This window comes from Erwinia amylovora, assembly GCF_017161565.1.
GTDB classification, from domain to species: Bacteria; Pseudomonadota; Gammaproteobacteria; order Enterobacterales; family Enterobacteriaceae; genus Erwinia; species Erwinia amylovora.
In genome coordinates this window covers 701,322-713,435 of sequence record NZ_CP066796.1, presented here as the reverse complement: position 1 = coordinate 713,435, position 12,114 = coordinate 701,322, and the positions used below count along the sequence as shown (strand labels likewise).

Here is a 12,114-nt window from a genome sequence, read left to right as displayed (position 1 = left end):
CGTTAAATCACCACTGACGGCGGTTTTACCTCAATGCAGCGTCGGCTTTTTGACTACCGCATGAGTTGGCGCTACCGCACGGGTAAAGGTGTCGTGGCAAAGTAATGCCGCCACGCGAACATACTCAATGACCTCTTCCAGGGACTGCTCCAGCTCTTCCTGGTCTTCATCTTCATCATAACCGAGCTGAGCAATAGTCCGTAGATCGTCGATCGCTTCGCCAGTTTCGCCCTTGACCTTGTCGAGCTTCGACTCCGTCACCCCCAGGCCCAACAGGAAGTGATTCACCCAGCCAGCCAGCGCATCAGCACGGTCAAATACGCTGATGTCATCGTCTTCCGGCAGGAAAAGCTGAAAAAGGAAACCATCATCGTCCAACGAATCACCTGTAGCATCGTGCAACTGCTGCAAAGGCTGAGCCAGCGCCTGTGGCCAGGCCATACCCTCATTGGTCAGATCGTGCGCCAGAATTTGCCAGCGCCCGCCGCTGCCGCCGCAGATTAAGCCGCTGATCAGGCCATGCATTTCGGCAGGAGTCATGCCGACTCCCTGCTGTGTGAGTACTGCGGCCAGAGCGTTGTAGCCCGGCATGGTAGTGGTTAGTGACATACGTTTTGGCCGTCGTTGGCTGGATAAGTTCGTGTTATGCTACCACCAGGTGCCTCGATGATTCCAGAAAGGGGTTGTTTCTTATATTTGGGGTAGTTATAGTGACGCCCGTTCCAAACCCTTGAGCGGTAAGGATGATTGCGGGTACAGTAATCAGTCAGGAAGGTGGCATGTCTGCACAACCGGTAGATCTTCAAATTTTTGGCCGTTCATTACGAGTAAATTGTCCGCCGGAACAGCAAGATGCGCTGAACCTGGCTGCTGAAGACCTCAATCAACGGTTGCAAGACTTAAAAGTTCGCACTAGAGTCACAAATACCGAGCAGTTAGTTTTTATTGCTGCACTGAATATCTGCCATGAGCTGGCACAGGAAAAAGTCAAAACCCGTGACTATGCGTCAAACATGGAGCAGCGTATTCGCATGCTGCAACAGACCATTGAACAGGCGTTGCTTGAACAGGGTCGCATTACTGAACGTACCGGAACGAACTTCGAATAACACTTTAGCGTTAGCTGTGATAGAGTGACGTGGAAGAACAAAATTTCTCTGAGGTGTTTGCAAGCGGGCCAGTCCCCTGAGCCGATATTTCATACCAAACAGAGTGTGGCGCTCTGTAACCTGTGTGTATGCTCGGTCCGTCCGAGAAACCTGATGGTTGCGACGGCATGCTCACCTTGAACCAAGGGTTCAAGGGTTACAGCCTGCGGCGGCATCTCGGAGATTCCATTTTATTGCTGTTTTACCCAGTTATTGACACTTTCCGTACTACCTGGCAATCTGCCCTCCCTGCAAAATAATTCGCGTCTTGCCTGTACAGCACACCGGCTCCGGCACCAACGTGGACAGTCCCCTACCGGGAGATGCCATCTCTATATGAAACCCAACATGCGCGACCGTCAGGTTATCCGTCATCACATCCGCCACCTGCGCCGCCAGCTTAGCGATGAACAGCAACAGCTCGCCGCCATACAGGCTGCCGAAAAGGCATTAAATTTCGCTCCATTACAGCAGGCAAAAAATATTGCGCTGTTTCTCTCCGTTGATGGTGAACTCAATACACGCCCGCTAATAGCCCGGCTCTGGCAACGTCAGCAAAATGTTTATTTGCCGGTGCTGCATCCATTCTCGTCGGGTAACCTGCTGTTTATGCACTATGACCGTTATACCGACCTGAAACTTAACCGTCTGCACATCCCGGAGCCGCCGCTGGATATTCGTCACCTGTTGCCGCTGAGTGAGCTGGACGTGATGATGGTGCCGCTGGTGGCGTTTGACAGCGCTGGACAGCGCTTAGGTATGGGCGGAGGGTTTTACGACAGAACGTTGCAAAACTGGCAGCAGCACGGATTTTTACCGGTGGGGCTGGCGCATGACTGTCAGCAGGTGGCGGAACTGCCGGCGGCGAAATGGGATGTTCCCCTGCCTGCATTGATCACGCCGTCGAAAATTTGGCAATGGTAACTCTCAACATGCCTGGCTTTCAGTACCGTCGAGATTAAACCCCGGCCTTTACCTGGAGGTAAGGGCCGGGGATTCAGCCTTTCTGCCCTGCAATTTAGTACAGCAGGCGGGCGCGAACGGTTCCCGGGATCGCCTTCATTAACTGCAGCGCTTTATCGGCAGTCTCCTGCGGTGCTTCGACGTCAATCACCACATATCCCATCTGCGGTGTGGTTTGCAGATACTGAGCGGAGATATTGATGCCCTGCTCGGCAAAAATCTGGTTGATCGCCGTCAGTATGCCGGGACGGTTTTCGTGAATGTGCATCAGACGACTGGCGTTAGCACCGTGCATCGGCAGAGAGGCTTCAGGGAAATTCACCGCTGACAGCGTAGAGCCGTTATCCGAATACTTTGCCAGCTTACCCGCAACTTCAATACCGATATTTTCCTGCGCTTCCTGAGTAGAGCCGCCGATATGCGGTGTCAGAATTACGTTGTCAAACTCGCACAGCGGTGAATTGAACGGATCGCTGTTGGTGGCCGGTTCCACCGGGAACACGTCAATGGCCGCGCCTGCCAGGTGCTTATCCGCCAGAGCAGTGCACAAAGCAGGGATATCCACCACCGTACCGCGTGAGGCGTTGATCAGCAGCGCGCCCGGCTTCATCTGCGCCAGCTGTTCCGCGCCCATCATATTCTGGGTGGACGGGGTTTCCGGTACGTGCAGGCTCACTACGTCGCTCATATTCAGCAGGTCAGACAGCTGTTGGACCTGAGTGGCATTACCCAGCGGCAGCTTGCTTTCGATATCATAGAAAAATACGTGCATACCGAGGCTTTCGGCCAGAACCCCCAGCTGCATACCAATATGGCCATAGCCAATGATGCCCAGCTTTTTGCCACGTGCTTCATAGGATCCCACCGCCAGTTTGTGCCACTGCCCACGGTGCGCTTTGGCATTTGCAGCAGGCACGCCGCGCAGCATCAGCAACAGCTCGCCGATAACCAGTTCAGCGACGGATCGGGTGTTGGAGAAAGGCGCGTTAAACACCGGAATACCACGCTTCGCCGCTGCATCAAGATCCACCTGGTTAGTCCCGATGCAGAAGCAGCCAACGGCCACCAGTTTTTCCGCCGCAGCGAAGATCTCTTCAGTGAGATGAGTACGCGAGCGCAGTCCGACAAAGTGCGCATCGCGAATGGATTCTTTCAGTGCATCGCTATTCAGCGCGCCCTTATGAAATTCGATATTGGTGTAGCCCGCTGAGCGCAGATTATCAATTGCACTCTGATGCACGCCTTCCACCAGCAGGAATTTAATCTTGTCTTTCTCCAGTGATACTTTTGCCATTTCCCGTTCCCGACCTTATTTAGCAGACTTCAGATGTGGCTGAATACCTTTCATCTTTCCTGATACAGTTGCGCTGACCGCCCCGCGCACTTAAATGATTCGGGAAAAGTGCTGACTTGCCGCCTTGCTGCACCAGGAAATCAGGTGAGGATATAAGATAGCCTTCTGCCAAAATAACAAAATTTTCGCCAGCAGCAATAAAAACGATTGCCTGACCTTCAGCACGGCTAGCCTGTGCGCCAGCACAAAGCGGCAGATAATCATGGCGCAGCGCCTTGTATCAGGAGGATTGCGCAGCGGGCGGGCATAATGTGATATAAGTCACTAAATTTCCGTCACAGAATAAATTGTTCGTTTTGTAGTAAAACTGCAGGTGCCAATGCAGCACCTGACAGATCATTTTTTGATGGTCCGTACACCCTTAGCCGTGCCAATCAACGCCACATCGGCACCACGGGCAGCAAACAGCCCAACAGTGACCACGCCGGTCAGCGCATTGATCGCCGTTTCTAACCGAATCGGGTCAATAATATTGAGGTTATGCACATCGAGAATAATATTGCCGTTATCAGTCACCACATCCTGGCGGTAGATCGGCAGGCCGCCGAGCTTCACCAGTTCGCGCGCAACGTAGGAGCGCGCCATCGGGATCACCTCCACCGGCAGCGGAAAATGCCCGAGCACATCAACCTGTTTGGACTCATCAGCAATGCAAATGAAGCGATCGGCTACCGCAGCGATGATCTTCTCGCGCGTCAGTGCCGCGCCGCCGCCTTTGATCATTTGCATCTGGCCGTTAATCTCATCGGCACCGTCAACATAGAGTGAAAGAACGTCAATTTCATTAAGGTCAAAGACGGGAATGCCACAGGCTTTTAGCCTGGCGGTGGACAGCTCCGAGCTGGAAACCGTTCCTTCGATTTGATGTTTGATCGACGCCAGCGCATCGATAAAATGTGCGGCCGTCGAGCCGGTGCCAACGCCAACAATAGTACCCGGCGTGACGTAATCAAGCGCGGCCCAGCCTACGGCCTTTTTCAGTTCATCCTGCGTCATGATATGTTTAAAACCTGTGCTGCAACTTGGTGCGCGTAGTATAAAGCAAGCCCGGCAAAAAAAACCGTTCAGTCCACTCTTTGGTTGGCAGTAATGGAACCTGTCCCACAAAGTGGTTGATTCGTGAAGTCGCATTCGCACAGCGCAAATGGCAGAAAATATGGCATAGTGCCCCACCACACCTGAAAGAGAGTACAAAGATCAATGAAACGCCCGGATTACCGAACGCTTCAGGCGCTGGATGCAGTAATACGTGAACGCGGCTTTGAGCGTGCGGCGCAAAAACTGTGTATTACCCAGTCTGCGGTTTCACAGCGTATTAAACAGCTGGAGAATATGTTTGGCCAGCCGCTGCTGGTGCGTACGGTACCGCCACGCCCGACGGAGCAGGGGCAAAAGTTGCTGGCACTGTTACATCAGGTTGAACTGCTGGAAGAGGAGTGGTTGGGAGAGGATAACGGCGGCACCACGCCACTGCTGCTGTCGCTGGCGGTCAACGCCGACAGTCTTGCCACCTGGCTGCTGCCAGCACTGAAAAGGGTGCTGAACGATTCGCCGGTACGTCTGAATATTCAGGTGGAGGATGAAACCCGCACTCAGGAACGCTTGCGCCGTGGTGAAGTGGTTGGCGCGGTCAGTATCCAGCCGCAGCCGCTGCCCAGCTGTCTGGTAGATCGGCTGGGGGCGCTTGATTATCTGTTTGTCGGCTCGAAAGAGTTTGCTGACCGCTATTTCCCGAATGGCGTGACGCGCTCCGCATTGCTGAAAGCACCCGCAGTCGCCTTTGACCATCTGGATGATATGCATCAGGCCTTTTTACAGCAGAATTTTGATTTATCGCCGGGTAGCGTACCTTGCCATATCGTTAACTCGTCGGAAGCTTTCGTGCAGCTTGCCCGACAGGGAACAACCTGCTGTATGATCCCGCATTTGCAGATTGAACGCGAGCTGGCCGAGGGGGAATTGATTGATTTAACGCCGGGGCTGTTGCAGCGCCGCATGCTCTACTGGCACCGTTTCTCGCCGGAAAGCCGCCTGATGCGTAAGGTCACCGATGCCCTGCTGGCACACGGTCACCGCGTGCTACGCCAGGATATGGCTTAACGCGCTGACGCGGGGCGACCGACTCAGATACGGCCGCCCCCTGAATTACCGGTCAGGGATTGCGCTGCAGTTCAAACACTACGTCAACCTGATCGTCAAAATGAATACTTTGCTGCTCGTACGTTTGCGCGGCAGAGGTCATGACAGCGGCATCAGCCGTTTTGTACATCCGCGCCATCGGCATCGGCTGATAGTTGGCAACATGATAGCGAATGCTATAGATCTGCCCCAGCTTTGTGCCAAAGCCCTGCGCCAGCTCACCGGCCTGTTTGGTCGCATCCTCAATGGCCGCTTTACGCGCCTGATTGCGGTACTGTTCCGGGTTAGCTACGCCCAGTTCAACCCCGCTGATTTCATTCAGACCGGCTTTCAGCGCCCCGTCCAGCAGCTCGTTCAGTTTCTCAAGATGGCGCAGCGTGACCTGCACCTGGCGCACCGCACGATAGCCCTTCAGCACTGACTTACCGTCCTTCTGATAATCATATTCAGGCTGAGTACGCAGATTGGCGGCGTTGACATCTTTCTTATCAATCCCGCTTTTGTTAAGGAAATCAAAATATTGCTGTACACGGCTATCGGCCTGCTTTTTGGCTTCTCCGGCATCTTTCGCGGAAACGTTAACTTCAATCGCCAGGGTGGCGATATCCGGCGTGGCATCCACGCTGGACTTACCGGAGGTAACGATATGCGGTGCGTTTGGTAGTTCATCCGCCTGCCCTGCCAGTGGCAAAGAGCCTAATCCCAATACGGCGGCCAGGGCCAGTTTAGTCAGCTTCACTGCGTTCTCCATGCGTTCTGTCATCAGTTTCAGTCAAAGGGCTGGCGGACAAAGTTATGATGCCGGCAGCTTGTCTGGGTGTGCAAGTGCACGTCAGATTAAGACCACGGCTTCGCCAGCGAGTTCCCGCCATCAGAAGGAGATGGCTTGCCAAGCCAGTTCGATGGCCCTTGCCCACATGACCAGCCACCAGCAGATTGATAACACGCTGAGCGCGGGTAGTAATGAGTCAAGGAGCCAACCAGGCTGCCCGTATTGCCAGGCCGAAAAACCACAGCAGTAAGGTGCTGGGCAGATGCAAGGGCAAACCCGCGGCGCCCCTCTGGCGGCAGCTGTCCGCCCAAGCTGCCGGGCACAACAAACGTACCAACACAGACGGGTGGATCCAGCAAGGTCACCGCCATCATAGTCGCAATAATGCGCCAGCGGCTGTGCTGTAACGCCGCCGCTGATGCCAGCTGAAGATGGGGGCAGTTTGGATATCGGAAATTATTGTACGTTCAGGCTGTATTGTTTTGTTGGGCCCGAACTGGCAATAAGAAGTAAAACCATCCGGTGATTAAATCCATCATAATTGCCAATCAGAATAATACCTCTTGCTCAATTCAAAAGCACTCAGTGACGGTGTCGGTTTCCCACCAAACTGACGCCAACACGTTTTGTCACAGGTCGCTTGCCAGATCGTATGATCATCTTTGCAGCATCCAGCGGGCCATGATTTTTATTTATCAATTAATACCAAGTCATTTTACGGTGGTAATAAATTAAAACATGACACAAATCACTAAAAATATGATGCGGTCGTGACTGGTTTCACCATTCTGTAGGATTGATGTGAGATATTCTCATGGTATGACTTGCTTTTCACGCACATCAAACGGAGGTATTTATGGAAAAACTTGATGATATCAGCGTTTTAAATGAAAGGGCTTTCAGCGTATTAACGGAAAATGAACTACAGGTGCGATTTAAGGATATTTACCGCAGAATTAATGATGAACATGAATATGATGAGTCCGGACATATAGCATTTCTGCCTCTTTCCCGATTGAACTCACGTCTGGAGCGACAGGAATGCCGGGACATCATTTCAAGCGTCATTGAAAGCGGATGTTTTACCAGCGGGCCTTATAATGCGAAAGTAGAAGAAACATTAAGCACGTATTATGGTGCGCATGCTTGTATTGCAACCAGTAGTGGAACAGATGCATTGATAATCGCACTTAAATCACTCGGCGTGAGTCGCGGAGATGAAGTCATTGTCCCTTTGAACTCCTTTGCCGCAACAGAGAATGCGGTAATGGCTGTCGGAGCCATTCCTGTGTTCGCCAATATTGATGCGTCTTTCAATATGCTTGCGGATGAAGTGGTGCGCCTCAGGACATCCAGAACAAAAGCGGTATTACCAGTTTGTCTTTATGGCTCGTGCCGTTATATTGATGTCATTTATCGCATAGCCCGCGAGGCCAATATCCAGGTTATTGTGGATGCGGCTCAGTGCTTCGGGATTTGGTCACTGATGAATTACTGTGATCTGCTGACGCTAAGCTTTAATCCGTTCAAGAATATCGGTTCCTATGGTAAATCCGGTGCGGTACTGACCCAATCTCCTGAGCACGCTCGCATGGCAAGGCAATATTCATACCATGGATTTGCACAAGATAAAAAGAATATAAAAGCCCAGGATTGGGGATTAAACAGCCGGATGGATAACATGCAGGCCGCCACGCTCAGTGTCAAACTCAGGCACTTTGAAAATAATGCTAAAAAACGCTGTCTGCTTGCAGCCCGCTACTATCTTCTGCTGGAAGTTCTGTCGCATAAAATAACGCTTCCGCCTGAGAAATATCAGAATACCTGGCACCTGTTCCCTGTGCTTATCCGTCAGGGGGAGCGTGATTCTTTGTTCGCCTTTGCGCGTGAAAAAGGGGTTGAGTTAGATATTTACTACCCAGTCCTTTCTCATTGTGGAGAACACCCACTGGCAACAGGTTATTCCTGTCCTGAGCAGTTCAACTCCTCTGAAATTATTCATTCTGCATTATTTCATCTTCCGTTGCATAACCATATGTCGCTCCAGGAGCAGAACAGCATTGTCGGGGTACTGCATGACTATTTCAAATGAAAAATGGCCCGTTGAATTCCCTTTGCCGACAGTGATTCGTACTATTGTGTGTTGCGATCTTGATGAAACGTATATCCCATCAGCCAGTGATAAAAAGGTACTGGGGGGAGTTGACCTGCTGGAAGCTTATATTGAGTCCAGCGCAGAAGAAAAAGGAATACTCGCAGGCTGGGTCACGGGAACAAACTTGGTTTCGGCCAGGCGAAAGTCAACAGGCTATATTTCACGGAGTCCCCATTTTATCTGTTGCAGTCTGGGTAGCGAATTTTACTGGGTCAGAAATGGCACGCTTTGTCCATCGAACACCTGGGCTGAACGGATACGCCGTTCAGGTTATAGCCGCGATAACGTCGAAGGCATCGTCAGTATTCTGCTGAAAAAAGGGTTGCCCCTGCAGAAACAGCCGGAGGATTACCAGGGCCCTTATAAAATGAGTTATTACTACTCTGAAGGTCCTGCAATGGCCCGTGATTTTGCCTGCATTCAGGCGCTGGCTGACGAGCGACGGGTTCGCGTCGTTTTTACCCGATGCAACCCGGCTGCCGGTGATCCAGCTGACTGTTATGATGTTGAATTTATCCCTCTTTGCTGTGGCAAAGATCAGGCGGTGTCTTTTCTCATGGCAGAAACCACTCTGCCAAAAGAAGCCGTGATTGCATTTGGTGACAGCGCGAATGATTTCGCCATGTTTGCTCAGGCCGGGAAAGGCTATTTGGTGGGTAATGCAGACCCGTTCGCGATTAAGCAGTACGGCAACAGCCTGGAGGGGGCTTATTGCCACGGGATACTCAAAGTGCTAAAGGAGTTACAGGGATGATTATTGGAATTGTTGGTTGTGGTGGTATTGCACGTGCCCATGTCTGCGCACTTTCCCTCAATAAGCTGGTAACCGGGCTGGCCCTGTATGATGTCAATGAAAAGAGCGTGCGACAGCTCAACGAAATCAGCACCCTGCCGGTGATGCGTTGCCAGAACCTGAAGCAGCTAGCGGAGATGAGTCAGGGTTTCGTCATCTGCACACCAAATCATCTCCATGTCACTGTGGCGGAGGAAGTTCTCCGCTATAAACAGATCCCGTTTGTCTGCGAAAAACCGCTCTCAACGGATCTCATCTCTGCCCGGTATCTTCAATCAATCGCGCCGGAGGGCTGTATCGTGTCCTTTAACTACCGGTATAACCGAGTTATCGGCACGATGATGCGACTGATAAAAGACCGTGAATTAGGGGAGCTGCATTTCTTCTCTGCAGAGTTTAATAAAAACTCGGCATTAACCCGCCATCACCTGACCTGGCGTGACGCCGCCCGGCAGAGCAAGAGCAATGGTGCGCTGGGCGATCTCTCCTGCCATCTCCTGGATCTGTTTTGTTTTATCGGCGAAAGCCCGGTTATTCTCAACAGGATCAGGACGGTAAAGGGAACACGCGTCAGCGAAAAATCGGATGGCCTGGTTGAAGTGGATGATAACGGATATGTGATGGGCTGTTCAGAGAAAGGTGCCTATTTCAGAATTCATGCCAGTAAATCGGAAACAGGGCAGAATCTGGGCCTGCACATGCAAATCGTGTTAGAGAAGGGGGAGATCAGATATTCCACGCATCAGGAAAACAGTCTGCTCCTGAGCCTGTTCAATGACACAGGTACTGAAACTATTGCTTTCAACGGGGAGAAGCGTTTACCTGATCCTCCACGGGAGCTTCCGTTCTGGTCCGATTCGTTTATTCATCTTCACGACGACTGGTGTGGCCTGATTAAACATGGCACATCAACCCCGATGCTGGCGGATCTCTCGTCAGGTCTTCATATACAGGAAATTATTGAGGCATTCTGAAAAAAATGGACACGACTCTTTTTACCGGGCTGTTTGCCGCATTTTTTACAACGTTTGCATTTGCCCCCCAAAGTATTAAAACGCTTCGGACGCGCAATACCGAAGGTATTTCCGTTGCTATGTATTGCATGTTCCTCATCGGGGTTATTACATGGATTTTTTATGGCATCCAGCGCTCTGATTTTGCTGTGCTGGCCGCAAATATTGTCACGTTGTTTCTGGCATCGCCGGTGCTGATAATGACACTTCTCAACCGCAGGAAAAAGCACGTATGATTATTGCAGTCATCGGTGCGGGTCCTGCCGGATTGATATCAGCCCACAACGCGATTCGGGCGGGTCATTCCATTGTTTTGTATGAAAAATGCCCTTACAGGGGGAATTTGGAACCCCTGGAGCGGTGGCGCTTATCGTAACGTCCGTATGCAAAACTCTCGGTATGCGTTTCATTTTACGGACTTCCCTCCGGGATCTACCGATGCATTTCCCGGTGTGGAGGAGGTATTCGAATATCTTTCGTCGATGGCCGGCACCAATGATATTCGTGAGGCTACCCGGCTGAATACTGAAGTGATTTCACTCCTGAAAACATCAGATAGCTGGTTGATCCGCAGCGTCTGTGCAGGACGATTCAGGGAAGATATTTTTGACAGGGTCATCATTGCAACAGGTGAACTCTGGCAACCACGTCCGCTTGCCTTGCCCGGAGCTGAACACTTCTCCGGAACTATGATGTCATCACGGGAATACCAGGAGCCGGAAAAATTCAAAGGAAAGAATATTCTCGTTATAGGTGGCGGTGTCAGTGGCGCTGATACTGCTTCAGACCTTGTTCCCTGTGCAAAAACAGTGAGTATTTCGCTAAAAAAGCCAGGCCTGTACCTCCCAAGACAATTTCCATCAGGTCCGAATGATATGATGCACTCATATCTGGGCAGATATATGTTGAGCCGCATGAGTTATTCAGAATATATCGGTTATCTCGTTAGCATTATGCCTGACTATATGCAGACTTATCGTGCATCAGGCTTGTTGCCTGACCTTGCGAACAATAATGCGCTGCACGTTAATGAGAAAATCATACCTAATGTGGCGGCTGGCTTGATAAAGGTTAAACCTCAGGTAAAGCGATTCACGGATAAAGGCTATATCGAATTCGTTGACGCAACTCAGGAAAAATATGATGTCTTCATTACCTGTGTCGGCTTTAAGATGCCTGATTATTCGTTCGTTTCGGGATTTGACAGAAAACAACTGTACGAACATTTTTTCTGGACGGAAGAACCTACTCTCGCTGTCATCAATCCTCCTGTAGATACTGCGGGTTTCGGTGCTGCGTTTCCCTATTTTGATATTATCAGCCAGTGGGTAATCAACGTTTTCTCCGGGAATTCAGCACTGCCGGAGAAAGCTGTTATGCGGGAGTGGTGCGCTGAACACATGGCTTCACTGCATGTTAAACGCTTTTATGACAGCTGGCTGGAAACCATCCGGACAGGCTTGCAGGCGGGCCTCCTCCCTGATCCTTGCAGGAACTTTTCCCCTTACTGGAACATCATTACCAGTGTGGTCAAACCCGCTTATCTGGCTAAGCCACCGGCCATTCCGGAGCCGGGTATAATAGACAAAATGCTTGATGTCAGTACTGCCAAAATACAGATACTGTCAGGGCTGGGAAAAGATGCTCTCGGTCATTTTCTTAGAAAAGGTGATATCACTGACGCGCAATACAGGGCAGCAGTGAATACAGATCCCCGGGGATCCATTTCTGCATACTTGCCGTATTCAACAATATATCTCTGATAAAGAGCATTAAA

At 51.1% G+C, this 12,114-nt stretch carries 14 protein-coding genes, 1 other RNA gene and 1 pseudogene; 10 read left to right on the top strand and 6 right to left on the bottom strand.

The features are described 5' to 3' along the window. Window positions 1-30: 30 nt before the first annotated feature. A complete protein-coding gene (locus tag JGC47_RS03265; protein ID WP_004155554.1) occupies window positions 31-609 on the bottom strand; it encodes a YecA/YgfB family protein in 579 nt (192 codons plus the stop codon). 170 nt (window positions 610-779) lie between these two features. Here JGC47_RS03265 and zapA point away from each other — a divergent pair, with 170 nt between their 5' ends. The 3 genes from zapA (at window position 780) to JGC47_RS03250 (ending at window position 2,072) form a co-directional block, all read left to right on the top strand. After that, entirely contained in the window at window positions 780-1,109 is a 330-nt protein-coding gene (gene zapA, locus JGC47_RS03260; RefSeq protein ID WP_004155553.1) for a cell division protein ZapA, read from the top strand. 42 nt (window positions 1,110-1,151) lie between these two features. Next, a non-coding RNA gene (ssrS, locus tag JGC47_RS03255) (6S RNA) lies at window positions 1,152-1,336 on the top strand. A 148-nt stretch (window positions 1,337-1,484) separates the two neighbouring features. After that, the gene (locus JGC47_RS03250) at window positions 1,485-2,072 is read left to right on the top strand and encodes a 5-formyltetrahydrofolate cyclo-ligase (RefSeq protein ID WP_004155551.1); all 588 of its coding nucleotides are present in this window, start codon (window positions 1,485-1,487) and stop codon (window positions 2,070-2,072) included. Between the two features lie 94 nt (window positions 2,073-2,166). Here JGC47_RS03250 and serA read toward each other — a convergent pair whose 3' ends face one another. The 3 genes from serA to rpiA form a co-directional block, all read right to left on the bottom strand. Next, entirely contained in the window at window positions 2,167-3,405 is a 1,239-nt protein-coding gene (gene serA / locus JGC47_RS03245; protein WP_004155549.1) for a phosphoglycerate dehydrogenase, read from the bottom strand. 90 nt (window positions 3,406-3,495) lie between these two features. Continuing rightward, on the bottom strand, window positions 3,496-3,669 hold the full coding sequence (locus JGC47_RS03240; RefSeq protein ID WP_024015169.1) for a hypothetical protein: 174 nt from the start codon (window positions 3,667-3,669) through the stop codon (window positions 3,496-3,498). 132 nt (window positions 3,670-3,801) lie between these two features. Further along, a complete protein-coding gene (gene rpiA / locus JGC47_RS03235; RefSeq protein WP_004155543.1) occupies window positions 3,802-4,461 on the bottom strand; it encodes a ribose-5-phosphate isomerase RpiA in 660 nt (219 codons plus the stop codon). A gap of 204 nt (window positions 4,462-4,665) precedes the next feature. Here rpiA and JGC47_RS03230 point away from each other — a divergent pair, with 204 nt between their 5' ends. After that, window positions 4,666-5,565 carry a LysR family transcriptional regulator ArgP gene (locus JGC47_RS03230; protein WP_004155541.1) on the top strand — a complete coding sequence of 300 codons (900 nt, stop codon included), beginning with the start codon at window positions 4,666-4,668 and terminating at the stop codon, window positions 5,563-5,565. Window positions 5,566-5,617: 52 nt separating this feature from the next. Here the strand turns inward: JGC47_RS03230 and JGC47_RS03225 are convergent, their stop codons facing one another. Then, entirely contained in the window at window positions 5,618-6,355 is a 738-nt protein-coding gene (locus JGC47_RS03225; protein ID WP_033477537.1) for an oxidative stress defense protein, read from the bottom strand. Window positions 6,356-6,475: 120 nt separating this feature from the next. Next, window positions 6,476-6,807, bottom strand: a pseudogene (locus JGC47_RS17855) (LysE family transporter); the annotation flags it as partial. 425 nt (window positions 6,808-7,232) lie between these two features. Here JGC47_RS17855 and JGC47_RS03220 point away from each other — a divergent pair. The 6 genes from JGC47_RS03220 to JGC47_RS03195 are packed head-to-tail and all read left to right on the top strand — an operon-like array spanning window position 7,233 to window position 12,100. Beyond that, window positions 7,233-8,468: a DegT/DnrJ/EryC1/StrS family aminotransferase gene (locus tag JGC47_RS03220; protein ID WP_004155538.1), complete on the top strand. Its 1,236-nt coding sequence runs from the start codon at window positions 7,233-7,235 to the stop codon at window positions 8,466-8,468. After that, window positions 8,452-9,285 (top strand): HAD-IIB family hydrolase, encoded by an 834-nt coding sequence (locus tag JGC47_RS03215; protein ID WP_004155536.1) that lies wholly within the window; start codon window positions 8,452-8,454, stop codon window positions 9,283-9,285. The genes JGC47_RS03220 and JGC47_RS03215 overlap by 17 nt, the downstream gene beginning before the upstream one ends. Continuing rightward, complete coding sequence (locus JGC47_RS03210) at window positions 9,282-10,298, top strand: Gfo/Idh/MocA family protein (RefSeq protein WP_004155535.1); 1,017 nt, start codon at window positions 9,282-9,284, stop codon at window positions 10,296-10,298. Before JGC47_RS03215 ends, JGC47_RS03210 begins: the two co-directional genes overlap by 4 nt. Before the next feature lie 5 nt (window positions 10,299-10,303). Next, a complete protein-coding gene (locus JGC47_RS03205; RefSeq protein ID WP_004155533.1) occupies window positions 10,304-10,573 on the top strand; it encodes a SemiSWEET family sugar transporter in 270 nt (89 codons plus the stop codon). Continuing rightward, window positions 10,570-10,713: an FAD-dependent oxidoreductase gene (locus tag JGC47_RS03200; RefSeq protein ID WP_024015166.1), complete on the top strand. Its 144-nt coding sequence runs from the start codon at window positions 10,570-10,572 to the stop codon at window positions 10,711-10,713. Before JGC47_RS03205 ends, JGC47_RS03200 begins: the two co-directional genes overlap by 4 nt. Beyond that, entirely contained in the window at window positions 10,655-12,100 is a 1,446-nt protein-coding gene (locus JGC47_RS03195) for an NAD(P)-binding domain-containing protein (RefSeq protein ID WP_004155528.1), read from the top strand. The genes JGC47_RS03200 and JGC47_RS03195 overlap by 59 nt, the downstream gene beginning before the upstream one ends. Window positions 12,101-12,114 lie beyond the last annotated feature (14 nt).

What these genes read in the sequence shown, in the direction of transcription:
- JGC47_RS03265 (WP_004155554.1), bottom strand. Translation starts at nt 609, where the DNA reads ATGTCACTAACCACTACCATGCCGGGCTACAACGCTCTGGCCGCAGTA.
- zapA (WP_004155553.1), top strand. Translation starts at nt 780, where the DNA reads ATGTCTGCACAACCGGTAGATCTTCAAATTTTTGGCCGTTCATTACGA.
- JGC47_RS03250 (WP_004155551.1), top strand. Translation starts at nt 1,485, where the DNA reads ATGAAACCCAACATGCGCGACCGTCAGGTTATCCGTCATCACATCCGC.
- serA (WP_004155549.1), bottom strand. Translation starts at nt 3,405, where the DNA reads ATGGCAAAAGTATCACTGGAGAAAGACAAGATTAAATTCCTGCTGGTG.
- JGC47_RS03240 (WP_024015169.1), bottom strand. Translation starts at nt 3,669, where the DNA reads ATGATTATCTGCCGCTTTGTGCTGGCGCACAGGCTAGCCGTGCTGAAG.
- rpiA (WP_004155543.1), bottom strand. Translation starts at nt 4,461, where the DNA reads ATGACGCAGGATGAACTGAAAAAGGCCGTAGGCTGGGCCGCGCTTGAT.
- JGC47_RS03230 (WP_004155541.1), top strand. Translation starts at nt 4,666, where the DNA reads ATGAAACGCCCGGATTACCGAACGCTTCAGGCGCTGGATGCAGTAATA.
- JGC47_RS03225 (WP_033477537.1), bottom strand. Translation starts at nt 6,355, where the DNA reads ATGGAGAACGCAGTGAAGCTGACTAAACTGGCCCTGGCCGCCGTATTG.
- JGC47_RS03220 (WP_004155538.1), top strand. Translation starts at nt 7,233, where the DNA reads ATGGAAAAACTTGATGATATCAGCGTTTTAAATGAAAGGGCTTTCAGC.
- JGC47_RS03215 (WP_004155536.1), top strand. Translation starts at nt 8,452, where the DNA reads ATGACTATTTCAAATGAAAAATGGCCCGTTGAATTCCCTTTGCCGACA.
- JGC47_RS03210 (WP_004155535.1), top strand. Translation starts at nt 9,282, where the DNA reads ATGATTATTGGAATTGTTGGTTGTGGTGGTATTGCACGTGCCCATGTC.
- JGC47_RS03205 (WP_004155533.1), top strand. Translation starts at nt 10,304, where the DNA reads ATGGACACGACTCTTTTTACCGGGCTGTTTGCCGCATTTTTTACAACG.
- JGC47_RS03200 (WP_024015166.1), top strand. Translation starts at nt 10,570, where the DNA reads ATGATTATTGCAGTCATCGGTGCGGGTCCTGCCGGATTGATATCAGCC.
- JGC47_RS03195 (WP_004155528.1), top strand. Translation starts at nt 10,655, where the DNA reads ATGAAAAATGCCCTTACAGGGGGAATTTGGAACCCCTGGAGCGGTGGC.